This is a genomic window from Paraflavisolibacter caeni, from assembly GCF_025628885.1.
In the GTDB taxonomy this organism is placed as follows: Bacteria; Bacteroidota; Bacteroidia; order Chitinophagales; family Chitinophagaceae; genus Flavisolibacter; species Flavisolibacter caeni.
The window spans coordinates 26,135-51,882 of sequence record NZ_JAOTIF010000021.1; the positions used below are offsets into that span (position 1 = coordinate 26,135).

24 protein-coding genes and 1 tRNA gene are annotated in these 25,748 nt (G+C 40.7%); 17 read left to right on the forward strand and 8 right to left on the reverse strand.

The features are described 5' to 3' along the window. The first annotated feature begins 41 nt into the window (after nucleotides 1–41). From OCK74_RS20430 to eno, 10 genes are all read left to right on the forward strand, one after another. On the forward strand, nucleotides 42–2,240 hold the full coding sequence (locus tag OCK74_RS20430; RefSeq protein WP_279298942.1) for a glycoside hydrolase family 15 protein: 2,199 nt from the start codon (nucleotides 42–44) through the stop codon (nucleotides 2,238–2,240). Between the two features lie 468 nt (nucleotides 2,241–2,708). Then, nucleotides 2,709–3,467 carry a hypothetical protein gene (locus OCK74_RS20435; RefSeq protein WP_279298943.1) on the forward strand — a complete coding sequence of 253 codons (759 nt, stop codon included), beginning with the start codon at nucleotides 2,709–2,711 and terminating at the stop codon, nucleotides 3,465–3,467. Between the two features lie 263 nt (nucleotides 3,468–3,730). Beyond that, on the forward strand, nucleotides 3,731–3,940 hold the full coding sequence (locus OCK74_RS20440) for a hypothetical protein (protein ID WP_279298944.1): 210 nt from the start codon (nucleotides 3,731–3,733) through the stop codon (nucleotides 3,938–3,940). 692 nt (nucleotides 3,941–4,632) lie between these two features. Further along, nucleotides 4,633–4,836 carry a hypothetical protein gene (locus tag OCK74_RS20445; protein WP_279298945.1) on the forward strand — a complete coding sequence of 68 codons (204 nt, stop codon included), beginning with the start codon at nucleotides 4,633–4,635 and terminating at the stop codon, nucleotides 4,834–4,836. A 256-nt stretch (nucleotides 4,837–5,092) separates the two neighbouring features. Further along, nucleotides 5,093–6,163: a mannonate dehydratase gene (locus OCK74_RS20450; RefSeq protein ID WP_279298946.1), complete on the forward strand. Its 1,071-nt coding sequence runs from the start codon at nucleotides 5,093–5,095 to the stop codon at nucleotides 6,161–6,163. 4 nt (nucleotides 6,164–6,167) lie between these two features. Beyond that, nucleotides 6,168–6,938, forward strand: a complete 771-nt coding sequence (locus OCK74_RS20455; protein WP_279298947.1) for an SDR family NAD(P)-dependent oxidoreductase — start codon at nucleotides 6,168–6,170, stop codon at nucleotides 6,936–6,938. A 2-nt stretch (nucleotides 6,939–6,940) separates the two neighbouring features. Beyond that, entirely contained in the window at nucleotides 6,941–7,999 is a 1,059-nt protein-coding gene (locus tag OCK74_RS20460; protein ID WP_279298948.1) for a lactonase family protein, read from the forward strand. A 71-nt stretch (nucleotides 8,000–8,070) separates the two neighbouring features. After that, nucleotides 8,071–8,847: an SDR family NAD(P)-dependent oxidoreductase gene (locus OCK74_RS20465; RefSeq protein WP_279298949.1), complete on the forward strand. Its 777-nt coding sequence runs from the start codon at nucleotides 8,071–8,073 to the stop codon at nucleotides 8,845–8,847. A gap of 75 nt (nucleotides 8,848–8,922) precedes the next feature. Further along, nucleotides 8,923–9,915: a phosphotransferase family protein gene (locus tag OCK74_RS20470; RefSeq protein ID WP_279298950.1), complete on the forward strand. Its 993-nt coding sequence runs from the start codon at nucleotides 8,923–8,925 to the stop codon at nucleotides 9,913–9,915. Between the two features lie 18 nt (nucleotides 9,916–9,933). Then, complete coding sequence (eno, locus tag OCK74_RS20475) at nucleotides 9,934–11,217, forward strand: phosphopyruvate hydratase (RefSeq protein WP_279298951.1); 1,284 nt, start codon at nucleotides 9,934–9,936, stop codon at nucleotides 11,215–11,217. Between the two features lie 515 nt (nucleotides 11,218–11,732). On the opposite strand, the gene OCK74_RS20480 is transcribed toward eno, so the two are convergent. Continuing rightward, nucleotides 11,733–11,816 (reverse strand) — tRNA-Leu (locus tag OCK74_RS20480). A 350-nt stretch (nucleotides 11,817–12,166) separates the two neighbouring features. On the opposite strand from OCK74_RS20480, the gene OCK74_RS20485 reads away from it, so the two are divergent. Further along, nucleotides 12,167–13,369 carry an NAD(P)-dependent oxidoreductase gene (locus OCK74_RS20485; RefSeq protein ID WP_279298952.1) on the forward strand — a complete coding sequence of 401 codons (1,203 nt, stop codon included), beginning with the start codon at nucleotides 12,167–12,169 and terminating at the stop codon, nucleotides 13,367–13,369. A gap of 18 nt (nucleotides 13,370–13,387) precedes the next feature. Here the strand turns inward: OCK74_RS20485 and OCK74_RS20490 are convergent, their stop codons facing one another. Further along, nucleotides 13,388–14,263 carry a MerR family transcriptional regulator gene (locus OCK74_RS20490; protein WP_279298953.1) on the reverse strand — a complete coding sequence of 292 codons (876 nt, stop codon included), beginning with the start codon at nucleotides 14,261–14,263 and terminating at the stop codon, nucleotides 13,388–13,390. 188 nt (nucleotides 14,264–14,451) lie between these two features. Here OCK74_RS20490 and lepB point away from each other — a divergent pair, with 188 nt between their 5' ends. Together lepB and OCK74_RS20500 are read left to right on the forward strand one after the other, a co-directional pair. Continuing rightward, nucleotides 14,452–15,993 (forward strand): signal peptidase I, encoded by a 1,542-nt coding sequence (gene lepB / locus OCK74_RS20495; protein ID WP_279298954.1) that lies wholly within the window; start codon nucleotides 14,452–14,454, stop codon nucleotides 15,991–15,993. A 74-nt stretch (nucleotides 15,994–16,067) separates the two neighbouring features. Beyond that, the gene (locus OCK74_RS20500; RefSeq protein WP_279298955.1) at nucleotides 16,068–16,571 is read left to right on the forward strand and encodes a cytidine deaminase; all 504 of its coding nucleotides are present in this window, start codon (nucleotides 16,068–16,070) and stop codon (nucleotides 16,569–16,571) included. On the opposite strand, the gene OCK74_RS20505 is transcribed toward OCK74_RS20500, so the two are convergent. The 6 genes from OCK74_RS20505 to OCK74_RS20530 all read right to left on the reverse strand — a co-directional run bounded on the left by OCK74_RS20505 (nucleotide 16,559) and on the right by OCK74_RS20530 (nucleotide 22,701). Then, complete coding sequence (locus tag OCK74_RS20505) at nucleotides 16,559–17,074, reverse strand: methylated-DNA--[protein]-cysteine S-methyltransferase (RefSeq protein ID WP_279298956.1); 516 nt, start codon at nucleotides 17,072–17,074, stop codon at nucleotides 16,559–16,561. The genes OCK74_RS20500 and OCK74_RS20505 overlap by 13 nt on opposite strands. Beyond that, on the reverse strand, nucleotides 17,074–17,409 hold the full coding sequence (locus OCK74_RS20510) for a tRNA-binding protein (RefSeq protein ID WP_279298957.1): 336 nt from the start codon (nucleotides 17,407–17,409) through the stop codon (nucleotides 17,074–17,076). The genes OCK74_RS20505 and OCK74_RS20510 overlap by 1 nt, the downstream gene beginning before the upstream one ends. A gap of 23 nt (nucleotides 17,410–17,432) precedes the next feature. Continuing rightward, on the reverse strand, nucleotides 17,433–18,296 hold the full coding sequence (locus tag OCK74_RS20515) for a transglutaminase family protein (RefSeq protein WP_279298958.1): 864 nt from the start codon (nucleotides 18,294–18,296) through the stop codon (nucleotides 17,433–17,435). A 203-nt stretch (nucleotides 18,297–18,499) separates the two neighbouring features. Continuing rightward, nucleotides 18,500–20,845 carry a type I DNA topoisomerase gene (topA, locus tag OCK74_RS20520; protein ID WP_279298959.1) on the reverse strand — a complete coding sequence of 782 codons (2,346 nt, stop codon included), beginning with the start codon at nucleotides 20,843–20,845 and terminating at the stop codon, nucleotides 18,500–18,502. Nucleotides 20,846–20,980: 135 nt separating this feature from the next. Beyond that, complete coding sequence (locus tag OCK74_RS20525) at nucleotides 20,981–21,604, reverse strand: SGNH/GDSL hydrolase family protein (RefSeq protein ID WP_279298960.1); 624 nt, start codon at nucleotides 21,602–21,604, stop codon at nucleotides 20,981–20,983. 242 nt (nucleotides 21,605–21,846) lie between these two features. Then, nucleotides 21,847–22,701: an alpha/beta hydrolase gene (locus OCK74_RS20530; protein WP_279298961.1), complete on the reverse strand. Its 855-nt coding sequence runs from the start codon at nucleotides 22,699–22,701 to the stop codon at nucleotides 21,847–21,849. 96 nt (nucleotides 22,702–22,797) lie between these two features. Between OCK74_RS20530 and OCK74_RS20535 the strand changes: the two genes are divergently transcribed. The 4 genes from OCK74_RS20535 (at nucleotide 22,798) to OCK74_RS20550 (ending at nucleotide 25,718) form a co-directional block, all read left to right on the forward strand. Next, nucleotides 22,798–23,550, forward strand: coding sequence for a Rossmann-like and DUF2520 domain-containing protein (locus OCK74_RS20535; RefSeq protein ID WP_279298962.1), 753 nt, complete (start codon nucleotides 22,798–22,800; stop codon nucleotides 23,548–23,550). 54 nt (nucleotides 23,551–23,604) lie between these two features. After that, on the forward strand, nucleotides 23,605–24,126 hold the full coding sequence (locus OCK74_RS20540; RefSeq protein ID WP_279298963.1) for a KdsC family phosphatase: 522 nt from the start codon (nucleotides 23,605–23,607) through the stop codon (nucleotides 24,124–24,126). 87 nt (nucleotides 24,127–24,213) lie between these two features. Further along, the gene (locus tag OCK74_RS20545) at nucleotides 24,214–25,125 is read left to right on the forward strand and encodes a geranylgeranylglycerol-phosphate geranylgeranyltransferase (protein ID WP_279298964.1); all 912 of its coding nucleotides are present in this window, start codon (nucleotides 24,214–24,216) and stop codon (nucleotides 25,123–25,125) included. 26 nt (nucleotides 25,126–25,151) lie between these two features. Continuing rightward, nucleotides 25,152–25,718: a Maf family protein gene (locus OCK74_RS20550; protein WP_279298965.1), complete on the forward strand. Its 567-nt coding sequence runs from the start codon at nucleotides 25,152–25,154 to the stop codon at nucleotides 25,716–25,718. The last annotated feature ends 30 nt before the right edge of the window (nucleotides 25,719–25,748 follow it).

The following is a 25,748-nucleotide window of genomic DNA, read 5'->3' on the forward strand; positions in this document are numbered from 1 at the left end:
ACTTGGTCGACAGACCATATTATTGTATAAACAGAAAGAATATGAAGCCGTTTTATTGTGTACTACTTTTCATTTTTCTTACCATTAACGCCTTCGCTCAGGTTATTTTATTTGATACTAAGTGGCGCTTTACGATGGGCGATAATCCCGAATATAAAAATGAATATTACAACGATAGAAATTGGCAACAAGTAGTGGTACCTTCTTCTGCCAAAGGGCGTGAAGGCCTTTGCTGGTACAGGGTGCACTTCAATGTGCCCAAACATATGACTGGCAAAGAACTTGTTTTATTTGCGGGAACCATTGATGCAGCCGATGAAACATTTGTCAATGGAAAGCTGGTAGGAAAAAGCGGCAAATTGCCTCCAAAAGTGGAAACTGCATGGGATGTGGAAAGGCAATATTCAATTCCTGCAGGAATTGTAAAAGAAAATAATACCATGGCTATTCGCATGTACACGGCACCGGCCATTGGTGGTATTTACAAGGGAAGACTGGCTTTGATGACAAAAGAAACCTATGAGAAAGAGAAAAAGGAATTAGCGCTTAAAAAGCAATCTTATTTTCAATTAACTACTTCCAATGGATTAATTTCTGCAGTATATAATAAAGAAACGAATAGAGTGGAAGCAGTATATCCTCACATTTTCAGCGATTATGATTCTGCAAAATTTGTTGAACCTTTTTTGTACAATGTTGAATTAAAGCAATCTCAGCAACCTGTGTCTGTAAAATATGTTGCCAATACGCATGTCATTGAAGTGAAGTACAAAAATTTTACTGTAAATTATTTTGCATCTTTTACAACTGGCGAAAAAATATTTTATGCAGTGGTGAAAGGAGTTCCTTCAATTGTTAAAAATATTTCTTTTAAATACGATGAAGGAAAAGCGCAGGTACAATTAAATGAATGCACTATTATTAAAAATGGTATTGCAGAAAAATATTTTCTATTTGGGTTCACCAATGGCTTGCATATTGATGCTACTGTTTTAGAAAAAGAGAGGGCAAGGCTATTACAAAATAATGCATCGTTGTTGACAGAAGAAATACAATATTTGCAATTGGTGTTTGCACGTTGCCATATACCAGCCAATGCAACTGCTGATGAAAAAAATCTTTTACAACAGTCAGTTTCATTTTTAAAAATGTCGCAGGTGGCAGAACAGGAAATATTTCCTTACTCACATGGACAAGTAATTGCTTCTTTGCGTCCGGGTGCATGGTGTATAGCATGGGTGAGGGATGGTTCATTTGCTATTGCTGCTATGGCAAAACTTGGCATGCATGAAGAAGCAAAAAAAGGATTGGAGTTTATGCTGAAAGCACAGCCCTCTGGGCGTTTCGTGCACTATATTTTCCGTGATGGAAAGGATTACGGCATTGGTGTGGATTATCAAATCTCGGCAACACGTTATTTTGGCAATGGCAAAGAAGAATGTGATTTTAATGAAGATGGCCCCAATATTGAAATTGATGACTTTGGACTTTTTCTTTTTGCATTGGATGAGTATATGAAAAATAGTAACGATGTGGAATTCTATAAAAGATGGGAACATGTATTAGCAACAAAAGTAGCAGATGCAATTGTTCACAATATAGATACCAATGGATTGATACGAAGAGATTCTGGCCCTTGGGAACATCATTTGCCAGGAAGGCAATACACCTTTACTTCGGGAGTATGTGCCGAAGGGTTAAAACGCTTTGCTTTATGGCAAAAAAAGCTTGGATACAATTGGCAAAAATATTCTGATGCTGCAGAACGACTTTATAATGGCATTGTGCAACACACATTGTATGATAACCGCCTGATAAAAGGCAATGCCAATGACCAATTAGCCACCGACCATTATTTTTATGATGCAGGTACATTTGAATTATTTGCAAACGGGCTTATCACTAACAAAAAATTATTTGAAACACATATGCAGGCTTATGACAGTGTGTTGAAGGTAAAGGATGATATTGGATACATACGCATTTTCAGCAATGATACCTATGAAAATCAGGAATGGCCTTTTGCAGACCTTCGTGTTGCTGTTGCACAAAAATATTTTGGCAATAAAACGGTATCAAAAGCTTTGATTGATAAAGTTACAAAGTTGTCAAAAGCTAATTATAACACGATTCCTGAAATTTATAGACTTAAAGATTGTTATTTCCGCGGCGCTATTCCAATGGTGGGTTATGGTGCAGGAGCTTATGTGCTGGCGTTGCTGGATTATTATGGCAAATAGTTTGGTGATGGTTTCATATGTATGTTATATTTCATGTCTCATGCTTCTTCAAACCAACACAGTGAAAGATGTTAGAATGATCTATAAACTGAACTTTTGCCTGAAGCAGAATTCAATAGGAATAATTCTTATGAGATTTAAGGGATCTACCTAAATACCTGGGGGATGACGAAGGGGAATTTGAAAATTGGGTGAGGGGAATGATATTAGGAGATTGGTGGGGGAAAAGTGGTTTTCTAGGCTTTTCCTAGGCTTAGCTATGGATTGAGTAGGGCTTAGGTAGGGCTGAGGAACGAAAGATCAGGGGTAGGATGATGAGAAAGACCAGGGATTGGCATCTGCCAGAGACGGACACGGGACGAATCAAGAGACGGGGGAGTCTGGGGATGGGAAATAAATGTGCTTTGGAACGAAGGTGGCATACTGTTGTCCTACTCTAGGTATACTGATGGTATGCTTCAGGTATACTTGAGGTACGAAGGATCCCTACTCGGAAGCTGGAGTTGGGGCGGACAAAAGCGGTCATTTCCTGCCATTTGCTGCCAAAACGGCCAGGAGGTTTTTGGTTGTGGATGGGTAGGAGTAGCTTTAGGGGATAAATGGATGAGCTATATGAATCAGGTCTATATCAATAGTAAAGAAAGGGTGGTGATCAAGGATGGCAAAAAGGTACCTAGACTGCTGTTGGGCATGATCCGGGGTACGATTGGGAAGTGTTTTGTGGTGAAGCATTATAGGGGGAACAAGAAAAAGAAGTGGAAGAAAAGGATCGTGATCACCAAGTACCCGGACATGAGTGGCATAGTGGCCAGTGAAAAGCAGAGAGTAAGGAGGGATCTGTTTAAGGAGGCAGTGGTGTATGCCCAGTGGGTCCTCTCGGATCCAGAAAGGAAGGAGACATTCAGGAAGACATTACCCAGGAAGAAGAGGAAGCATGTCTACCAGGCGGCTATCCGGTTGTATATGAGGATGCAGGGGGATAAGCAGTGGCTGAGGAAGCAGCTGGCGGTGAGGGGGATGATGAGCACAGGCAGAAGGGAGATGGTGGAGTTTGTGAATGGGCAATGGTCAATGGTGAATATTGGAGGGAGGTGTGCTGGTGGGTTGAATGGTGGGGAGCAGGTGGGAGCCTGGAGGGTGGTGTGGCAGAAAGAAGAGGCAGTGGGGCTTGAGGTGGGGGATGTTTATAGAAAGGAACCGGAGGGTTTAGAAGTATTGCAGATTTAGAAAATGGTGTAGAAGGAAGGAGTTAGTTTTTGTTGTTTTCAGATGAGCACTACGCTGCTTGATACAATGAAGCACCTTTTGCCTCTGATGGGAAGGTCCTGTATCATCTTTTTTGAAGTGGCGAGTTCAAAATAATTTAAGATGACTTTTATTAGTATGGTTGCAAGTAAATGCCGGTATTGTTCTTCCCAATGTCCACTCATTGGTGAACTGCAAAAATCAACATTTAATCCTCATCCCCCAAGTATTTAACTTGATCCCTGATGATTGCTCAGAACATCAGTGGGTTGTGGCTTTCCAGTGATTTTGAATGGAAGCAGAAGTTGCAGTATTTAGTGTTTCCTGAAGGAGTGGTGTATAGCAAGAAAAATGAGGCAGTTCGAATCGGAAGGATCAATAGTTTATTTGCTGCCATTGAGCCATTGAAGCGGGATTTGGAGGAAAATGAAAAAGAGGCTGTATCAAAAGTATGATATAGCCTCTTTTTATTCGGGTAGGTGATGGAATCGATTTTCATTTACGCGATTCTCAGTGCCTTCATTTTACTTTTGATACAGCCTCTTATATCAAGGTCTGTGCCCAGAACAGGTACAATACTATTTAGCTGAAATGCTGTTCTAATAAGGATTTCAGTGTTTTCTTATTGTTGTCAAGGTGTAATTAGGGTGAAAAAACTGTAAAAACTCTATAAAAAGGCATCTTGCTTATTATTTATTCTTGTGAGTTTTTATAAACTTTTGCTTGCTTCTTTCAGTGAAGTCGCCAGCTCCCCGCTGCAAAACAAATCGGCGTGTCGGGGGGTATAAGATACGCAAAAATCGGTAGCAACCCAGCTACAAAAGCGGCTGCAGTCGCGTGTGAAAATGCTTGCAATAATTTTTCATCTCCAATTACAATGGACTTTACTAAAAAAGTGCTTACGTTAAGCGAAGCTTGCGCTTATACGAGGTTTGTTAAGAGCTACATGTATAAAAGGACAATGGCCGGAACCATCCCGTGCAGTAAGCCGAACGGCAAGGCCATATTCTTTGACAGAGAGGAGCTCGAGCGATAGATGCTTAGTAAACCAAAGGTCAGCCTTGCCGAGTCGCAGACACAAGCAGCCACTTATCTTACGACTAAAGCCGGAGGTTCAAGATGACAGCCCTCCAGCACTTAAACGAGCTTGCCACAAACGCAAAGCGGGCAGAAGTATTCAGGCGTTCCTGCTAACTGGATACCCATAGCACGATTTAGAGATAAAACCGCTAATGTGCTAACCAGGTCAATCATAGCATTCCTAACGTTTGAAGGCCACCACAGCGAAAGAATCAGCATTGTGAGCAGGCAGATTAACGGCAAGTGCACTGCTGCTGATGCCTGCAAATAGTTGACGATTTATTCATTGTTTCGCCATAGCGGCAAACCCATCTGTTGGCTGCCGTTTTTTTTGCCAACAATGTTTACTGTCAGCAAATTTACCTGTCCAATAAAAGATAGCAAGTATAGCTAGATTATTGTGATAAGAAACTGATTAAAATCACTTTGGATTAAAATGGATGCCTGCATATTTTTATATCTAGAATACCCCCTGCGTCATGCTTGCTTTTCCATTAAAAGAAACAACTGAATAAAAAATATAGATAATGAAAATAGGTTTTGGATTATATAGTCATATGCTTACTAATGACTATTACAAAATGGCAAAACAATTGGGAGCTACTCATATCGTTGCCCATCTTACGGATTACTTTCATCAAAGCGATACAGGTGCCGACGATCAACCTTTAGGAAATGTTCATAAAGGTTGGGGTATAGCTAAAGAAGCCCAAATATGGTCCTATGAAGAACTGATTGCTTTAAAAAGGGATATTGCCAAGCACGGGTTGATACTTGAAGCCCTTGAGAATTTTAGCCCTGCTTTTTGGTATGACATTTTACTGGATGGACCAAAGAGAGATGAGCAGTTGTCAAATCTCAAACAATTACTAAAAAACATGGGTAAAGCAGGTATTCCTATTATGGGGTATAACTTTTCGCTGGCTGGAGTGGCTGGCAGAACCATAGGCCCATATGCCAGAGGAGAAGCATTGTCTGTAGGGCTTGAGGGCTATTCAGAAGCATTAGATGTCCCTATTCCAAGCGGGATGATATGGAATATGATTTATGATACCGATGCTCCTAACGAAAATATCGAAACCATAACTCACGTAGAACTTATGAAGCGATACAAGCACTTTATAAATGAAATGATACCAGTAGCAGAAGAGGCTGGCGTAAAACTAGCAGTCCACCCAGATGACCCTCCACTTAAAGAAGTAAGGCGGCAACCAAGATTGGGATATCATCCAGATCATTATAAAGAAGTAATGGAACTTGACCAAAGTTCGAGCCATGTAATGGAACTATGTTTAGGAACCATGGCCGAAATGGAGGATTCTAATATATATGAGGCATTGGAATATTTTGCAAAGAACAATAAAATTGGATACATACATTTCCGTAATATCAAAGGAAAGGTACCCCATTATAAAGAGGCATTCATTGATGACGGTGATATAGATATGGGAAAAATAATTAGGATATTACGAAAGCACAAATTTGAAGGTGTCCTTATTCCCGACCATGCACCTCAGGTTACAAGCAAAGCTCCCTGGGATGTTGGCATGGCATACGCTATGGGATATATTAAAGCATTAGTGGATACTATAAAATAAAAATATGATAACAATAGATTTAAAAGACAAGACCATTTTAATGACAGGTGCTTTGAGTGGTATTGCGGATTATGTAATTAAAACTTTGATAGATGCTAATGCAACACTCATTTTAACTGATAAGTGCAGTATTGAAGAAGCATATCCTATATTAAAAGCCAGAGGATTGTCAAATGAGAATTATTTCGCTATGGATGTAACAGATGCGAATGAGGTTCGTGAAACCATAAAGTTGATTTTTAAGAAATGGCCTGATATAAATGTTGGTCTAGGACATGCTGGAGGTACAGGAATTAAACCTTTTTTGGAAGCCTCTACACTTGATTTTTATAATTTGGTTAATTTCAACTTTTTAGGTCAGGCTTACTTTGCACATGCCATAGCTAACGAATGGGTGGAGCGGCAAATTCATGGGCATTTAATTTTTACCTCAAGTTTTGTGAGTAGCATTCCCATGGAAGGGATTACTGCCTATACCTCATCTAAGGCTGGATTGGAAATGCTTATGAAAAACTTAGCCTTGGAATTTTCCAAATATAAGATTAGGGTAAATGCAGTCTCGCCTGGTAATGTTGCAGTAGGAAAATCCAAAGAATTGTATGATAACGTTCCTGATTATAGAGCTTGGGTTGACAGGGTATCCCCTTTAGGAGCACGAAACACACCTGAAGCCATCGCGAACGCCTTTGCGTATCTATGCTCTCCATTGGCTAATGAATTACATGGACATGCGCTTTTAGTAGATAACGGTGTAGGATTACCTAAATTGGGTTGATAATGGAACAGATATTCTATGTAGGATCATATTCGAAGAAGGGAGGCTATTTTCCAAGAATTTCTGGAGAGGGCCTAACCAAATGTGCTTTAAATGTAAAAACAGGTGAACTGAAAAAAAAAGAATCATATCAGGAAGTGCCAAATGCAACCTATTTGACGAAATATGGGAGTGAAATATTACTTGTGGCTTCGGATGAATATTATAACCCTGGCAATGTTTTATCTGTTGCTTTACAAAAAGATACATTAGTACCATTGTCATCGCAGAGTACACATGGTGCGGCTACTTGTCATTTGAGTGTGAATGATGTAGTAGATATGGTTTTTGTTGTTTCATATTTGGATAGTAGGCTTTCAGTGCATGATATGAAAGAAGGGAAACTGTCGCCGGCAAAATATGTTTATCAATATCAAGGTCATGGGCCAAATAAGGAACGACAAGAGCAGAGTCATGCTCACTGTGCGCAGGTTTCATCTGATGGGAAATGGCTCTATGTCTGTGATCTTGGTAGCGATAAAATATGGATACATGATATTGAGAACCTTACTGGTGAGTTTACGGACGTAATAGGGATAACAGTGCCGTCGGGTTATGGTCCCAGACATTTGGTTTTTGGAGAAAAGTTCACCCATGTATATGTGATCTGCGAACTGAATGCACATGTGCTTACCTACAATAGAAATGAAGAAACGGGAATGTTGACACTAATAGATGATCAGGCAACTTTACCGGAAAATTATGATGGGATTCCTTCAGCCGCTGCAATTAGGATGCACCCCTCTAAAAACACTCTTTATATATCCAATAGAATTCATAATAGCATTGCCGTTTTTTCTATAAATAGGTTTACGGGAACATTAACTTTTGAAACCAGGATCGACACAGAAGGAAACGAGCCGAGGGATTTTGATTTTGATCCTAGTGGAGAATGGTTAGTATGTGCAAATCAGGATTCTGATACAATCGTATCAATTAAATTGGATGCTAATACTGGACTGCCGACTTCAGGCGTTAAATCGGTCTTGGAATGTGGAACACCGGTTTGCGTGCTTTTTTAATCTGAAATTAAGATATAATAATAACTCAAGACGGTTATATCATATTTAGGTCAATCTTAAAAGAAGTATATATGTTTAGTTTGAAACAAAAAGTTGCCCTGGTGACAGGCGGTGGAGATGGAATTGGGAAGGCTATTTCCGAAACGTTGTCTAAACAAGGGGCAACAGTTTACGTGTTGGATGTAAATGTGGAAAATGGTGTGAGAACAGCAGAAAAGATTGTTGACAGTGGCTATTTGGCCTACTTTAAGCAATGTGATGTATCTAACCAAAAGCAGGTAAAAAATGTGGTTGAAGACATTTATGACAAAGAGGGCAGAATCGATATTTTAATTAACAATGCAGGTATAGCCCATATAGGAACTGCCCTAACTACCTCGGAAGAAGATTTTAACCGAATCATTAATGTTAATGTAAAAGGGCTTTACAACTGTGTGCACAGCTGTATTCCGTTTATGAAGAAGACTGGAGGTGGTGTAATTATCAATATGGCATCAGCGGCATCAGTAGTTGGGTTACCCGATCGGTTTGCATATTCTATGAGTAAAGGAGCTGTTACCACGATGACCTATTCCATAGCAAGGGATTTTGTTGGTTTTAATATTCGTTGCAATTGCATTTCGCCAGGTAGGGTTCATACTCCTTTTGTGGATGGATATTTAAAAGAGTACTACCCTGGAAAGGAAACCGAAATGTTTGAAAAATTATCAAAGACCCAGCCCATAGGACGCATGGGCACCCCAATGGAAATAGCAAATTTGGTACTTTATCTGTGCAGTGATGAAGCCTCGTTCATAACTGGTAGCAATTATCCAATAGACGGAGGATTCGTAACCTTAAATACTTAACAATAAAAAATTTTAATAGAATGTATTTACTACGATTTGGAGATAAAAACAAGGAAAAACCTTATTTGAGTAGTAATGGGCCAAAATGAATTGATTGACTATTTGGTCAAAAAAAGAATTCTTACTTCTTCCTCCGTTGAAGTAATAGCCTTAAGCGGTGGAGTGTCTTGTGAGATTTTGCTAATTAAAGAGGGAGACAACAAATTTGTGCTCAAGCGAGCATTGGCAAGACTTAAGGTAAAAGACGATTGGTATGCAGATGTAAATCGGAATAAGATTGAACAGAAATACATAAAATATGTTGCCGATTTTTTGCCCAGTGCGGTGCCAAAAATCCTATACAGCGATGACGAGCATCATTTTTTTTGTATGGAAATGCTTGACAACGGATTGACCAACTGGAAGGATCTGTTGCTAAACAAGCAAATTAATTTGGAATATGCCGATACTGCAGGTAAAAATTTGGGCATCATACATAATAAGTCGAATGGAGACCCAATTGCTGAGAAGGATTTTGATACACTGGTTAATTTTAACGAACTGCGCATTGAGCCTTATTTGATCAAAACGGGTAAGCTTCACCCAGACTTAAGTTCCTATTTTTATGATGAGGCAATGCAATTGGCATCAACAAAGAAGTGCCTTGTGCATGGAGACTTTAGCCCTAAGAACATATTGATCGGCCCAAAACGATTTGTTTTACTTGACAGTGAAGTAGCTTGGTACGGAGATCCGTTATTCGATATAGCTTTCTTTTTAAATCACTTTTTTTTAAAGTCTTTATATATACCTGGGAAGGCAAATGAATTTATGGAATTGGCAAGGGTTGCCTTGAAGAGTTATATGTCAAATTCGGGCAATGTTATTGACGAAAGTTTTGAATACAGGTTAGTTCGCTTACTATTACTACTTATGTTGGCTAGAGTTGATGGCAAATCACCTGTTGAATATTTAAATACGAAACAACAGCAGATAGTGAGGGATTTTGTTTATCAACAATTGCGCAATGGCAGATTTGACTTTGATGTTTTGATTACCCACTGGATAGAAACCATATCAAACTATTAACAACATTAAAAGATAACTATGAAAATAAAGCAAGTTGATGCTTATCAAATATTTGATTCGAGGGGAAATCCAACTGTTGAAGTGGAAGTTACCCTCGAAAATGGTATAACGGGTTATGGTTTAGTTCCATCAGGAGCATCTACCGGACAATTTGAAGCGCTTGAATTGCGAGACAACGATAAGGCCAAGTTTAGGGGAAAATCTGTTTTCAATGCCTTGACGCATATTAAAACGGAAATCGCGTCCTTGCTCATTGGTGAATCAGTATTTGATCAAAGCCAAATCGACAGGAAAATGATAGCGTTGGATGGCACTCCCAATAAGTCCCGCTTGGGGGCTAACGCCATTCTTGGTGTATCTATGGCGGTGTCCAAAGCTGGAGCCAATACAAAAGGAGTTCCTTTGTACGCTTATTTGGGAGAGGATAAAGGAAATTTAATTCCGCTCAATGAGATTCAAATTCTTGGAGGAGGGGCCCATGCCGATTGGGTTAATGACATTCAAGATTTTTTGGTAATCGCAATTGGTGCCAAAAGTTATGAAGAGACTCTCGAAATAACCCATAATATTTATCATGCCGCAGGCAAAGTAATGAAGGCATATGGAAAGTGTGTAGGTATTGCAGACGAAGGAGGATGGTGGCCAGACTACAAAACAAATGAAGAACCTTTTGAGATTTTATTGGAAGCTATAAATAAGGCAGGATATGTAGCTGGAAAGGATGTGGCAATTTCATTGGATATAGCTGCAAGTGATCTTTATGATGGTAATAATTATAATTTACCGCTAGATAAAATGTCTTATACTCCCAACGAGTTTTACAAACTAATTAAATCATGGTGTGAAAAATATCCGATAATCTCTATTGAAGATCCATTTGCTGATACTGATATTAATAATTGGAAACGTTTTGAAGCCGAGATGGGTACTAAAATCCAAATTATCGGTGATGACTTGTTCACGACCAATATAAAGCGTATCGAGTGGGGTATTGAACAAAAATTGGCGAACTCAGTATTAATCAAACTGAACCAAATAGGAACGGTCACCGAAACAATTGAAGCCATACGTTTGACGCAGGAGGTGGGTTGGCTTCCCGTAATCTCTGCCAGATCGGGTGAAACAGAAGATGCATTTATATCTCACTTGGCTGTGGCCACTAATGCCGGACAACTAAAAGTTGGTTCATTTGCCAGAAGTGAAAGAATGGTTAAGTGGAACGAAAATATAAGAATTCAACGTCATTTGGGGAAGCAAGCCAAATTCATTGGTTCAGATATTTATAAAACCATATTGAAATGAGGTTGATGCGTCGGTAGTTGCATGGAAAATTCAATAGGTTTTTGAGTGAGTTGGGTTTAACCCTAAATAATTATTAAGAGGCGGGTGGTCGATACAACACAATTTAAATCGTCGCTAAATATAATTACTATTTGGGGCCGCTCATAGCCGAATCATCCCATTTGCAGCCGCACCCTTGCAAGCAGTTAGGTTTTTCCATGCAGTGGTATAAAATCTTGCAACTATCAATGAGAGTTTACACATTGGCATGGTCAATTGGAAAGAGGTGTATCTTCTAAATCCTGGGATTGTTGCACTCTTGGTTGAAGTAGATAGGGGTCGATTAATTTATAGAATGAAAGGAAGCTCAAGACGGATTAGGTACACAACTCTAAAAAAGGGCTTGATCAAAAAAACAAAATGGATAGAACTTGAAGTTCCTTCCTGGTTGCTTACATAAGACGTCCCCTGTGGCGTCTCCTGAAAAAATAAAGCCTCATAAGTTATTGACTTATAAGGCTCTATTTTTGTTGTTGTGCCCAGGACTGGAATCGAACCAGCACACCCGTGAAGGCGGCAGATTTTGAGTCTGCTGCGTCTACCAATTCCGCCACCTGGGCTTCTGCACTCTGGATATACTAGCTGGTAGTGCTTTTCGTACATCCGTGTTTCAAAGAGGGTGCAATATTACAACTTTCCTCCTAATTGTTGTGCTAACCACCACAATTTTTTTTCTAAAAATCCTAAACCCTTACCGACAGCAGCTTTTCTTTGGAAGGAATACCTTCTTCAATATCCTCAATATGGATTGTAACAGTTTCATAGATCATATTCCTAATCCGAAAGTAAATACTTTCCTCGTTAAAACCGGCCCTATTATCTCATCTGAACTGTTAAAGGTTTTATCTTTAAGGAACAACTATCTGCAGCTTGCTCAAGTTGCTTCATAGCCACCCTCAACCATTCATACATGAAAACAATCGGATTAATTAGAGAAGGCAAAATTCCCGCCGACAACCGTGTAGCCTTAACGCCCGTCCAATGTAAATGGCTCATGAAGCATTATCCGGAATTGAAAATTGTGGCTCAACGTTCTCCCAATCGCTGCTTTACCGAAAACGAATACAAAAGGGCAGGAGTAGATATCGTTGAAGGCATCAGCAATTGCGATATCCTCTTGGGCATAAAAGAAGTTCCTGTTCAGGACCTTGTTCCTCAAAAGATCTATCTGTTTTTTTCTCATACAAAAAAGAAACAGCCCCACAACCAACATTTAATGCGGGCTATTGTGCAAAAAGGGATCACGCTGATCGATTATGAATGCTTGGAGCATGAAGATGGACAGCGGATCATTGGCTTTGGTTTCTTTGCCGGTGTGGTAGGTGCTCACAATGGCATGATGGCCTACGGAAACCGCACGGGAACTTTTCACCTGGAAAGGGTCTACCAGCAAAAAAGTTTCCAGGAGTTGATCCATACTTATTTTGGACTGAAAATTCCTAACGTAAAAATTGCCGTTACCGGCTCCGGCAGGGTGGCGCATGGTATTCTGGAGATCATGAACCTGATGGGGATTATTGAAGTGGAAAAGGATGAATACCTGGATCGTGAATTTTCCTATCCGGTTTATGTGCAACTGAAAGGAAGTGACCTCTACCAGCATACAAAAGACGGTTCTTACAACCGCGAGCATTTTCATCTCTTTCCAGAACAATACAGCAGTTTGTTTCCAATCTATACAGCGCAAACAGACATACTGATGAATGGTGTTTATTGGGAGCCCGGCATACCCCAGTTGTTTCAAATGGAAGCTGTTTCCAAACCTGGCTTCCGGATACAGGTGATCGCCGATATCACAGATGACAAAAATGGGTCTGTGCCAATCAACCTGGGCGACCAGTCCATAGAAGATCCGGTATATGGGGTAGACCGTCTTACTTTGACGAAAACGGCTCCTTATTTAACCGGTTCCATTGATTTGATGGCGGTAGGCAATTTGCCAAATGAATTGCCCAGGGATGCCTCCCGCTATTTTGGGGAACAATTGATTAAACATGTCTTGCCAGATTTACTGGTTGGCGGTTCACCAATTATTGAAAGGGCCACAATTGTTCAGAATGGAAAGCTTACGGGTGGGTATGCTTATCTGGAAGATTATGCATTTGGAAATTAAGTTGTATTTAATAAATGGTCACGAGTGGTGAGTAATGAAATCAATGATTTCCTGATCTGATTTGAGGAGTATGAGATTGGTGAAGGGCCTGTGCACGTTCATCACAATAGTGCCGGTGACAACGATATTTTTACCAGGAAATGTTTTGATCAGGATTTCCAAATAATCATCTGCATCATAGTGTGTAAAATTGGTGATCTGGTGCAGAAATAGGTACTGCAGGTTGGGATTGCTGGTAAACTGCTGTAAGATGTCCCGCTTTGCATTTATGCCTAGGTAAACAACACCCCAGCCGTTTTTGCGCAGCAGGTAATTGATATAGAGAAGTGGAAGCTCATGAAATTCTCCTTGGGGAGAAAACAAGAGCAGTTCTGGTGATTGCGGAGGCTTGTTCAGCTTTTCCGTTTCTGCAATGATTTTATTTTGAATGATATAACTGGAAAAATGCTCCTGTGCCGGGATAACCCTGTTGGTAACCCATAGTAAACCCACTCTTTGCAGGTAAGGATAACAAAGATCAGTGATGCACTTTTCAAATCCCATCCTCTCAATAAACTCTTCTAATAGGCTAGTGAAAGCTTTTTCATTAAAGTCAATAGCAGCTTCAATTAGTTGCAACACGTATTGCTTGTAATTGCTTTCTTCGGGTTCTGCCTTGCTCACTTCTTCCAAAATTGCCTGGGCGTTCAATTGTGCAATTTTGGAAACCTTCCAGCCATTGTGATATAAAAAAGCAATTCGCAACAACTGCTTCAGATCTTCATTATCATAAACACGGTGTAAGCTTTCCTTACGTTTTGCATGGAAAATAGGAAATCGCTGCTCCCAGATACGCCATGTATGAGCTTTGATACCGGTCAGGTTTTCTATATCTCGAATAGTGAACGATTGCATCCGCCGTGAAATTAATTAATTAGCGAATTAACCAATTTGGTAATGTGATAATAAAGAATATATAGGAAAAATTGTAAAATGAAGGTAAATAGAGCGTAAGGATGCTATACTTTAGCAAAAACTTTTGTTGTTTACTGTTGGACTACATGTTTATTATAATAAATTTGACCGCTTTTAAAAACTAATTCATGCCGTTTTCGCATATTCTGACTGTTTACTTGATTTCGTTTCTGCTCGTTTTTCTTCCTTCGTTTGGAATTGCTAAGATGTTTCAAAAGGCTGGTGTTGCTCAGTGGAAGGCATATGTCCCTTTTTACAATACCTGGGTCATGCAGGAGCTTGCAAGAAGGCCTACACACTGGGTGTTCTGGCAGTTTATCCCTGTGGTTGGCTGGTTTATTACACCTGGTATTTTCATTGAGTTTGTAAAGGTCTTTGGTCGTTTTTCTTTTATTGATCATACATTGGCTGCTTTATTTGCTCCATTTTATTTTCCTTACCTGGGAACCTCCAAAATGGTTCGATATATTGGTACCGAAGGCGTAAAGCACTACCGAAAACCGGCTTGGCGCGAGTGGGTGGATGCTGCCATTTTTGCAATTGTGGCCGCTACACTCATCCGTACATTCGTTTTTGAGGCTTATACCATTCCTTCTGGTTCAATGGAAAAGACCTTACTGATCAACGACTTTTTGTTTGTGAGTAAGTTCAGCTATGGCCCCCGGATTCCGAATACACCGTTATCAATTCCTTTTGTTCATAACTACATTCCCGGAAGCAGTGCCAAGTCTTATTCCGAATTGGTCAAAATCCCATATATCCGCTGGTTTGCTGCTCCTGTGAAGAGAGGTGATGTAGTAGTGTTTAACTTTCCTGCTGGCGATACTGTGATCAATCGTCCTGATTTCCAATCATTCCGGCCTTATTACCAATTCATCAAAGAAGTAGGAGAAGGTGATGCCGCAAGGGGTCGTCAATATGTATTGTCTCATCCTGAGGAATATCCCTTGGCTATTCATCCTGCTGATAAATCTGATAACTACATTAAGAGATGTGTTGCAGTTTCCGGCGATACATTATCAATCAGGAAGGGACAGGTATTGATTAATAGTGTAGCCCAGGTACCGCCGCCATTTTCGGTAATGCCCTACGTAGTTCAAACGAATGGGCAGATGCTGGATGAAGAAGTAATGAAGGAAGAGTATAACGTAGATATTACCAATCCCGATCAATTCCAGGTGGGTGCCAATAATCTTTATTTAATGTCGCTGACCAATGAGGCTGTTGAGAAAATGAAGAAAAGTCCCTGGGTGAAGTCTATGGAAGCGAGATTGATCGATACTGCATATTATGATCCTTCATTTGCTGATTTCGTGATCCAGCATGGTTGGAGCATCGATAATTACGGACCGATTTGGATACCTAAAAAAGGTGCTACCTTACAACTAAAGCCTGATAATTATTCTATTTACGAAAGAGCCATTCGCACCTATGAAGGAAATGACTTTACCATGCGTGACGGCAAGTTCTATTTAAATGGAAAAGAAGTGAATTCATATACTTTCAAAATGAATTATTACTGGATGATGGGTGATAACCGCCATGGTTCACAGGATTCTCGCTTCTGGGGATTTGTGCCTGAAGATAGAGTAGTGGGTAAGGCTTGGATGATCTGGTTTAGCTGGGACAAAGGTCCGCGCTGGAATCGTTTGTTCAAGATCGTTAAATAGAATGCTTTAGAAACGGAATGGTCGACTTTTGAATATAACCCCGGTTGTCATCGGGTGTAAAAAGGAGGGAGGAGATGAAAGAGCATAAATTCGAGTTTTCGTATAAAGTATACAATCGCATTGAAGAATTGCCTGCAGAGCAGAAGTTATTGTTGGAAAAAGCAAGAGAAGCTACAAACTTGGCGTATGCACCTTATTCAAGTTTTTTTGTAGGTGCTGCTGCCCGGCTGGCAAACGGGGAAATTGTGAAAGGCAGCAATCAGGAAAATGCTTCTTTTCCGGTAGGTCTCTGTGCTGAGCGTGTACTCTTAGGCTCCATATCCTCTCTCTTTCCTCAGGTTCCGGTACATGCAATGGCCGTAAGCTATCATAACCAGAACCCTGATGCAGAAAGCGATCGCCCCATTTCTCCTTGCGGGCTATGCAGGCAGACGATCCAGGAATATGAAAACCGCTTTCATCATCCCATTCAGATCATTCTTGGAGGCTGGGAAGGAGTGGTTTATGTAATTGAAAGTGCCAGCCATCTATTGCCATTCGCCTTTACCAGTAATGATTTGACGACTCACCACCCCTGATCCAACATTTGAACACCTGAGTAATACTTCGCTTCAAGTTCAAGCAGGTATTTTTTCCGCCAAAGGCCTCCGGCATATCCGGTCAGACTCCGGTTGGAGCCGATCACCCGGTGGCAGGGTATGATGATGGCGATACAATTTTTACCATTGGCGGCGGCAACTGCTCTTATTGCTTTTACATCTCCATATTGTTTGGCCAGGTCCTGGTAGCTGACCGTTTTGCCAAAGGGGATCTGGTACAAAAGTTCCCACACTTTCTGTTGAAAAGCCGTTCCTTCCTGCTGTAGGGGCAGATCAAATATTTTTCGTTTACCTGCAAAATATTCATCCAATTGCTGCGAACATTGCCTGATCAACTCAGGGGATTCACTTTGGATTACTTCCTTTTGATCTGGCAACTCATGCTTCTGATCACTAAACAGGACAGAAGTAATATGGTTGGAAGTGCTTTGAATTTGAAGCCATCCCAAAGGAGAGGAATAATATCCGGTAAATGTGTCCATCAGCCTATTTTTAAACCATTGGAAACTTGTTTTTGTGGCTGCAGCAATACAACGCTGCCATTTTCATCATAAATACCCAGCACAAGGCACTCACTTGTAAATGAAGCGATCTTCTTCGGCGGAAAGTTGGTAACAGCAATGACTTGCTGTCCCACTAAGCTTTGTACGTTATAATGATTGGTGATCTGTGCCGAGGATTTCCTGGTTCCTAGTTCCCCAAAATCTATCGTAAGCTGGTACGCAGGTTTCCTGGCTTCAGGAAATTCTTCTGCCTTGATAATTGTTCCTACTCTGATATCGATCTTTTCAAAATCATTCCAGGTAATGGTGCTCATGAGTTAAAGGTATAAAGGCCGTACTAATCTAGCATATTAGCCAGTTTCAATAGCTCTTCTTTCTTGTAATGTTCTTTATCGTTGTCGAAGCAATTGGCCAATTCTTCCAATAAGTATTGAATGATCTTTTTATTGGATAACGGTTTGAAATAGGATGGAAGAGCGGGTACAGATATTCTTTTAAAATAACTTTCAATGTCTTTATGGGAGAAAACTTGTCCGCTGGCAGGTTCAATATAGAATTCGATCTTGGATGCAAAATCAGCTTCCTCTGTAGAATACCCTGGCTTCTGAAAAGCAAGTACAAATTGTTTGGGAATGCTGATCGCTTTAACTGGGATATCAAGCAAATCGCAAATGATCAGGTACAGTATGCCATTGCTAAGCTGGTTACCCCTTTTGGTCTCCAAGACTTTGTTCAGCAAAAAGTCATTGATGTTTGTATAAGAAACTTCCGTTCCTTTCAATCCATAATAACCGTAAATGATGCCTGTAATAATGCGGATCTGCTCCAGCGGCGTTAAATAGTTGTTCAGTTCCAGCCATACATTTCTCCGGAGTTTTTCTATTTCATGCAGCACTGGTGCTGTAGACAGGTCTGGGTATTGAAACTTGGCAACAAGCAGTGAGCCCACCATCAGGTCAAAATGCCCTGCAACATTCCATTGCCGGAAGTCCTCAGCGAGGTCTGTAAATTGAAGCTTATGGATAATGAGCTCTATACGGCTTTGAATAGTTTCATTAGGTGTATTCTCCCACAGATCTTCCAGGTTGGGAATAATAGGTTTGCCATATTCCACAATCTTTTCCGATACAGCCCCAAACACCTCTTCATCCGGGTCATCAATCAATTGCAATAAGGCCGATATTTCTTTCGTTTGCTCCATCTATATTATAATTTATTCCCACCGCTATCGCATCCGATAGTCTAATTCCCCGCCTTCACCTCCAACTCCCACCAAATCGCACCCCAACTCTGCACCAATTCCCCAAATCCCTCTAGCCCTCAATCCTCCATTCTGTCCCCACTTCCCAACCTCCCTTCAATCATCTATCATCTTCTCCCCCCATTCGTCATTCGTCACTCAAATCATCCCTTCTTCTTCCTCGCCGGCGCCTTCTTCGGCGGATTCGCCTTTGCCTCTTCAATTATTTTCTTTACTTCTTCTATCGCAAGGTCTGCAGCTCTTTCCTGTTGCTCCTTGCTCAGTTTATAGTTGCGCAACCCAACTTTGATGTAAGGACCATAAGGACCTCTCAAAATCTGGATCTTTTCCTTTTCAAAAACCTTGATCGTCCGCTCATCTTTTGCTTTCCTCTTTTCTTCTATGATGGGGGCTGCTTCCTCGAGGGTTATACTGTATGGATCAAATTCTTTACCCAAAGAATAGAACTTTTTATCATGTGCAATGTAAGGGCCAAATCGTCCAATGCTGACCGCTACATCCGAACCCTCAAACGCACCAAGCACCCTTGGTAACCTGAAGAGCTCCATCGCCTCATCCACGGTAATGGTTTCAATACTTTGAGTGGATTTCAACTTGGCAAAGCGTGGCTTTTCCTCACCTTCTGCTGTGCCAATCTGAACCATCGGCCCATAGCGTCCCATACGGGCGATTACCGGTTTGCCGCTCTCTGGATCAAGACCCAGTTCTCTTTCACCTTTTATACGTTCTGCCGTCTCAATGGTTTTTTCTACGTCCTTTTTAAAAGGGTTATAAAACTCATCGATCATTTTATTCCAACGCAGCTTTCCTCGGGCTACCTCGTCAAAATCACCTTCGATCCTGGCGGTAAAGCCATAATCCATTATGTCATCAAAATACTGCTTTAAGAAGTCAGTTACAACTAGTCCAAGGTCTGTGGGGAAAAGTTTTGCTTTTTCTGCTCCTATATTTTCCGTTTCCGTTTTTTTGGTAATATGGTCCTTGCTGAGGGTCAATACCTTGTAATGCCTTGGAGTGCCTTCCTTATCACGTTTTTCAACATAGCCTCTTTTGAGAATAGTTGAAATGGTAGGAGCATAAGTAGATGGACGGCCAATACCTAGTTCCTCGAGTTTCTTCACCAGCGAAGCTTCCGTGTAGCGGGGCAGTGGACGGGTGTTGCGCTCAATGGCCTTCATTTCCTTCAAGGGCAACTGCTGGCCAACGGTTAACGGTGGCAGCATGCCTTCCGCTGTTTCTTCGCCTTCTTTATCCTCATCGTCCACATCTTCCCTATATACTTTAATAAAGCCATCGAATTTCAGCACTTCACCGGTTGCCGCCAATTCAGCTTTATTTGTAGAAACTTCAATTTTAGCAACGGTCTTTTCCAGCTCAGCATCTGCCATTTGCGATGCCATTGTACGCTTCCAGATCAATTCGTAGAGGCGTTTGGCATCAGCATCTGGTACTGTCGTATTTGACATGTAGGTAGGACGGATGGCTTCGTGAGCTTCCTGCGCCGACTCATTTTTGTTTTTATACTTCCTTGACTGGTAATACCTGTTACCATAAGATGCTTGTACTGTGTTCCGGACATCATCCATGGCTGTTTCGCTCAGGTTCACACTGTCCGTACGCATATAGGTAATGTGACCATTTTCATACAGCTTTTGCGCCACCAACATGGTCCGGCTAACACTGTAACCTAATTTACGGCTCGCTTCCTGTTGCAGGGTAGACGTGGTAAAAGGAGCTGCGGGAGAACGGCGCGTCGGCTTTACCTGGATATCTTTTACTTTATAATTGGCACCAATACATTGATGTAAGAATTGTTCAGCTGTGGCCACATCAGGGTATTTGCTCCCTTCTGCCTTAAAGCTGATGGGCTTACCTGCCACATCATTTGCCGTGAACATAGCTTCAACCTTAAAGCTGCTCTGCGGTTTAAATGCATTGATTTCCCTTTCGCGCTCAGCAACGAGTCGCACAGCAACGCTCTGAACCCTTCCTGCGCTCAGGTTGTTCTTCATGCTCATCTTCCGCCACAACACCGGGCTGAGCTCGAAACCTACAATTCTGTCTAGCACCCGGCGGGCCTGCTGGGCATTCACCAGGTTCATATCTACAGTACGAGGCCTGCCAACAGCCTGCTTGATCGCAGGTTTGGTGATCTCGTGAAAAACGATCCGTTTAGTACTTCCCGGGTCAAGTCCCAGCACCTCGCATAAATGCCAGCTGATAGCTTCCCCTTCACGGTCCTCATCCGTTGCCAGCCACACTTCATCGCTTTTTTTAGCGAGCTGTTTTAATTCTTTGACAACCTTTTGCTTGTCTTCAGGAACAATGTATCTGGGCTTGTAATTATTTTTAATATCAATACCCATATCGTCTTTCTCAAGGTCCCGGATATGCCCATAGCAGCTCTTAACCTCAAAGTCACTTCCTAATATTTTTTCAATCGTTTTGGCCTTTGCAGGAGACTCAACGATCAGTAAGTTCTTAGCCATATGTCTCGTATCGTTTAAATATATACGCGGATAAATTCGTTCAAGTTTAGGGCAAGAATAAGAATTTTTTAGCTAGGGTTAGTTTTTTTCAGCGGGAAAGGTCGGAGAGAGACCCCTGAAAGTGGCTGATTCTCACTATGATACGCTCTCTGCTTTTAATAAATTATACACCTGCCGTCCCAGCATTGACGCCCATTTGGTATATACTTTTTCGGAGGGATGCAATCCGTCTGCCGCTGTCATACTGGCATCTTGAGTTACTTCTCTTGAAAATGTAGTTATATCCACATACTGAACGCCGAATGAATCGGATATCCTTTTATTTACCTCGTTGTACTGATCAATCTCCGAGGAAATTTTATCAGAGTCCAAGTCCTTGGCAAATGTTGTTTTGCTATAATCTGGTATGGAAAGCACAAAAACATGTTCCGGTGTTTTGTTGGCAAGAAGGATAGCTCTCGAAAGCAGTATGGCAAATTCCTTTTCGTAAGCTTCAATAGCATAACCCCGGTATTGATTATTCACCCCGATGAGTAAAGTCACAAAGTCATAAGTATACAGAAAGCTGTATTCTTCAATCGCATTTTTTAATTCACCCGAAGTCCATCCTGTTTGAGCAACTATTTCCGGGGCAATGAAATTAAAGCCCTTCTTTCTTAATAATTGAATGGTCTGATAAGGAAAGCTTTTATGAAGGGGCACTGATTCACCTATCGTATATGAATCTCCAAGAGCTAAAAAAGAAAAATTCGTTTCCATGGCAATCTATCTGGTTTTTATAAATTTTAAATATTGATAATATTATGCGGATATACTTTATTCAGTTCACCACAATAACGCTATTCATCCCTTTTCAATCCTGCAAATATGCATTTTAATCTTTCAACTGGCCGCATTGTCTCCCTAAATTCCGAAATCCGAAATCCCAAATCCGAAATTCCCAATCCCGGTTCAAGCATTCTTGTTTCAAAAGTTCCTTTCTGAAATAATCAGGGCAAAGTTCAAACAGATGAATGAAAAAAATCAATAATAGCCTTATAAGAGTTATTGTCCCTGTAAATACGTCTATGCCCCAGGCCCTGCGAAATAAGGAATTGAAAATTTGGATACTCCTTTTCAATGATTGGTTTTACATCCCTCATCGGTGTCATTTGATCATCTTCGTCTTGAAGCCATAAAACTTTAGCTTTAATATTTTGTGCAGCCCTCGCAATGGAAAACCATTCCGGCGGATGGCCACCTTCCTGCTTGATTACATCATCGAATTCCCTACGAACCTCTCCGTCCAATTGAAGAAATTTAAAAAAAGAGTCGATGGCTGTTGTTGTTTCAGTGGCTGGTGCAATAAGTGTAACTTGATAGGTCTCGTCATGTTTCATTTCTTCTAAGGCAAGTGCGATAGCAAGACCACCCAAAGAATGGGCAATAAAGTTTTTGATCGGTCCGTAATGTTTATCGATGTACAGGATAAATTCTTTATATAATACTGCATTGATCTGTTTGCCCATGCTCCGGCCATGGGCAGGTGCGTCAAAAGCTAATACCTCATAGCCTTTTTTGATCAATGGCTTTACATAACGGTCAAAGTTTATGACACTGGATTCATAGCCGTGTAGGATCAATAATTTATTTTCTGATGGATGATTCCATCTGTAACCACTGATCTTATGATGATGAAAGGCGAATTGGATATTCTCTGCCTCTTCAAATATGTGTGGAAGCTTTTTTCGGTTCCTGTATTGGGGAGTACAAAATAATTGAAATGCTTTTTCTGCAGTCTTTCTTTTGGATATCGAAGAAAGAATTGCAAATTTTGCTCTTATATAATTGATAACCAACTTTTGACTGACACTCATTAGGTATATTGGTTTAATTGTTATTGGCACAAACTATGATCGCAAAAACAGGCGAAATAACAAATAAACCATCAAACCATAAACCACATACCTTTCATGGACATTGTTTTAATTGGAACAGGTAACACAGCTTCTGTTCTTGGCAGAAAGCTGAAAGCGGCTGGGCACCAGATTGTGCAAATTTTTGGCCGCAATGCAAAAGCAGCCAGCGACCTGGCTTACGAACTGGATACAGAATCGACAAATTACTGGAGTGTGGTGACCCGGGATGCCGATATTTATATAATAGCCGTTTCTGATATTGCAATCCAGGAGGTTTTGAAAGAACTTAAATTGCCCAATAAGACAATCGTGCATACTGCAGCCTCAGTTTCAAAAGAAGTATTGCACGAGGCAACGCATTATGGGGTCTTTTATCCCCTGCAAAGTTTGAAAAAGGAAAATGCTTACCTGCCTGATATCCCGATCATTATAGATGCCAGTGATGAAAAAACCTTAAACGAGCTGGAATTACTTGCTGCCAGCATTTCTGGAAAAGTCATGAAGGGTAATGATTTTAGCCGGCTAAAATTGCACCTGGCAGCTGTTTTTTGCAACAACTTTGTCAACCACCTGTATCGGTTAACCGAAGATTATTGTAAAAAAGAAGGCTTGGATTTCCAACTGCTGTTTCCTTTGATTAAAGAAACTGCATTGCGCATCGAGCACCTTTCTTCTTCAAAAGCACAAACTGGTCCGGCTATAAGACATGACTATAATACAATTGAAAAGCACAAGGGACTCTTGAAAGATCACCCGGAATTGCTGCAGTTTTATGAACTGTTTACTGATAGCATTATGAAGCAATGAGCTGAAGGGCAGTTTTTTCCCGATATATTTGCAGCTGAGCTTATAGTTTAGGTTATGAACGTTTTAGAATATTTTACCAGCGTAACTACATTTATCTTTGATCTTGATGGCGTTCTGACCGACGGAACTGTTTTAGTATTGAATGATGGTTTACAGGCCCGCCAAATGCACGTAAAGGATGGCCTGGCGTTGCAGATGGCATTAAAGAACGGCTATAATGTAGTGATTGTTTCAGGAGGTTATTCTGAACCCGTGATTGGCAGGTTGAACAAGCTTGGCGTACAGGAAGTATACCTCAATATTAAAAACAAACTGGAATTTTTAAATAATTACCTGGACCAAAATAATATCGGCTGGGAAGAGGTGTTATTCATGGGAGATGACCTACCCGATGTTGATGTATTAAAAAAAGTAGGTATGCCGTGTTGTCCTGCCGACGCTGTAATGGAAGTTAAAAGAATTAGTAAATATATTTCACCTATCAAAGGCGGCTTTGGCTGTGCCAGGGACGTCATTGAAAAAGTGCTCAAGCTTAATGACCACTGGAACTTTGACACCAGCGTTACCTCCAGGTAACACATACATTAGTTTCTTGTTATAGAAGCTTAGGATTCCTGCTTGCCTCAGTACGAAAATCAATTTTGAACATTTTAAATCATTCTAATGAGATTAGTTGCTGCATTTTTACGCCTGGTCCGATGGCCTAATCTCGTGTTTATTATAATTACCCAGTTACTATTCTATTTTTGTATTTACCAGCCTCTTTTCCAAACGCAGGAAATCTATCAGCTACTCTGGCTGATCGTAGCATCGGTTTTTATTGCTGCGGCCGGGTATATAATTAATGACTACTTTGATCTCAATATCGATCAGATTAACAAACCGGGCAAAAATGTAATTAATTCCATTATTAATAGACGCTGGGCAATTATTTGGCACATCGGGTTAAGTACGGCTGGTATCATTGCTACAGCTATTGCTGTTTCTTTTCATAAATGGTATTTGATTATAGCAAATATTGTTGTTGTCTCACTCCTTTGGCTTTACTCAACTTCTTTCAAAAGACAACTGTTAATTGGTAATATCGTTATTTCCCTGCTGACTTCCTGGACTGTTTTGATTCTGTTTTTCGCAAAAGTTCCTTTTAATGCTGTATATGGCAACAATGATCCGAATATTACAAAATATTTCAAGATATCTTTCCTTTATGCTGGGTTTGCATTTGTTATTTCACTGGTCCGGGAAGCCATTAAAGATATCGAAGACCTGAAAGGGGATTTGCGTTATGAATGCCGGACCTTGCCCATAGTTACCGGTATTCGTACTGCGAAAGTATATGTTGCTGTATGGCTTGTGGTATTGATTGGCGCTCTATTGCTCCTGCAGCTCTATTTATTACTGATTGGTTGGGCATGGGCTGTTATTTATAGCATCCTGTTTGTCATTGTTCCATCCATTATTCTTTTAAGCAGGCTTTTGAAGGCGCGCACTACACAGGAATTTTCCAAATTGAGTGCCCTTACAAAATTGATTATGTTCACTGGTATACTATCAATGATCTTCTTCAGACTGTAATTTTGAGCACCTTTTCAAATGAACACATGATCCCAAAGACAAAATATATTCTGGCATCACAGTCACCAAGGCGCAAGCAGTTATTAGAATGGGCTGAAATAGATTTTGAAGTAGTTGTTTCTAATACTGATGAGTCATTTCCATCTCATCTTACTCCAGTGGAGGCGGCTGTCTTCATCGCTCGGCAAAAGGCTGAAGCCGTAAGTGCTCAGGTAAAAGACAACCGGGTGGTGATTGCTGCCGATACGATCGTAGTGTTGAATAATGAGATCATTGGGAAGCCAAAAGACCGGGAAGATGCATTGAAAATATTAGCGAAACTCAGCGGGAATATTCATCAGGTCATTACAGGTGTGGCAATAACAAATGGGATGGAGCACTATTTTGCAGATACCACGGAAGTGGAATTCCATACTTTAACTCCTCAACAAATTGAGTTTTACGTTGATAAGTATCAGCCGTACGACAAAGCAGGTGCTTATGCAATACAGGAATGGATTGGAGTGGTAGGCATCAAACGAATCGATGGAGATTTTTATAATGTGATGGGATTACCGGTAAGTAGGGTAGTGCAGGCCCTGAACAGCCGTTAATTTAGGATCTGCTCTTTTAAAAGTTGGCGA

Coding starts and splice junctions, on each gene's coding strand:
- OCK74_RS20430 (WP_279298942.1), top strand. CDS start 42: ATGAAGCCGTTTTATTGTGTACTACTTTTCATTTTTCTTACCATTAAC.
- OCK74_RS20440 (WP_279298944.1), top strand. CDS start 3,731: ATGATTGCTCAGAACATCAGTGGGTTGTGGCTTTCCAGTGATTTTGAA.
- OCK74_RS20450 (WP_279298946.1), top strand. CDS start 5,093: ATGAAAATAGGTTTTGGATTATATAGTCATATGCTTACTAATGACTAT.
- OCK74_RS20455 (WP_279298947.1), top strand. CDS start 6,168: ATGATAACAATAGATTTAAAAGACAAGACCATTTTAATGACAGGTGCT.
- OCK74_RS20460 (WP_279298948.1), top strand. CDS start 6,941: ATGGAACAGATATTCTATGTAGGATCATATTCGAAGAAGGGAGGCTAT.
- OCK74_RS20465 (WP_279298949.1), top strand. CDS start 8,071: ATGTTTAGTTTGAAACAAAAAGTTGCCCTGGTGACAGGCGGTGGAGAT.
- OCK74_RS20470 (WP_279298950.1), top strand. CDS start 8,923: ATGGGCCAAAATGAATTGATTGACTATTTGGTCAAAAAAAGAATTCTT.
- eno (WP_279298951.1), top strand. CDS start 9,934: ATGAAAATAAAGCAAGTTGATGCTTATCAAATATTTGATTCGAGGGGA.
- OCK74_RS20485 (WP_279298952.1), top strand. CDS start 12,167: ATGAAAACAATCGGATTAATTAGAGAAGGCAAAATTCCCGCCGACAAC.
- OCK74_RS20490 (WP_279298953.1), bottom strand. CDS start 14,263: ATGCAATCGTTCACTATTCGAGATATAGAAAACCTGACCGGTATCAAA.
- lepB (WP_279298954.1), top strand. CDS start 14,452: ATGCCGTTTTCGCATATTCTGACTGTTTACTTGATTTCGTTTCTGCTC.
- OCK74_RS20500 (WP_279298955.1), top strand. CDS start 16,068: ATGAAAGAGCATAAATTCGAGTTTTCGTATAAAGTATACAATCGCATT.
- OCK74_RS20505 (WP_279298956.1), bottom strand. CDS start 17,074: ATGGACACATTTACCGGATATTATTCCTCTCCTTTGGGATGGCTTCAA.
- OCK74_RS20510 (WP_279298957.1), bottom strand. CDS start 17,409: ATGAGCACCATTACCTGGAATGATTTTGAAAAGATCGATATCAGAGTA.
- OCK74_RS20515 (WP_279298958.1), bottom strand. CDS start 18,296: ATGGAGCAAACGAAAGAAATATCGGCCTTATTGCAATTGATTGATGAC.
- topA (WP_279298959.1), bottom strand. CDS start 20,845: ATGGCTAAGAACTTACTGATCGTTGAGTCTCCTGCAAAGGCCAAAACG.
- OCK74_RS20525 (WP_279298960.1), bottom strand. CDS start 21,604: ATGGAAACGAATTTTTCTTTTTTAGCTCTTGGAGATTCATATACGATA.
- OCK74_RS20530 (WP_279298961.1), bottom strand. CDS start 22,701: ATGAGTGTCAGTCAAAAGTTGGTTATCAATTATATAAGAGCAAAATTT.
- OCK74_RS20535 (WP_279298962.1), top strand. CDS start 22,798: ATGGACATTGTTTTAATTGGAACAGGTAACACAGCTTCTGTTCTTGGC.
- OCK74_RS20540 (WP_279298963.1), top strand. CDS start 23,605: ATGAACGTTTTAGAATATTTTACCAGCGTAACTACATTTATCTTTGAT.
- OCK74_RS20545 (WP_279298964.1), top strand. CDS start 24,214: ATGAGATTAGTTGCTGCATTTTTACGCCTGGTCCGATGGCCTAATCTC.
- OCK74_RS20550 (WP_279298965.1), top strand. CDS start 25,152: ATGATCCCAAAGACAAAATATATTCTGGCATCACAGTCACCAAGGCGC.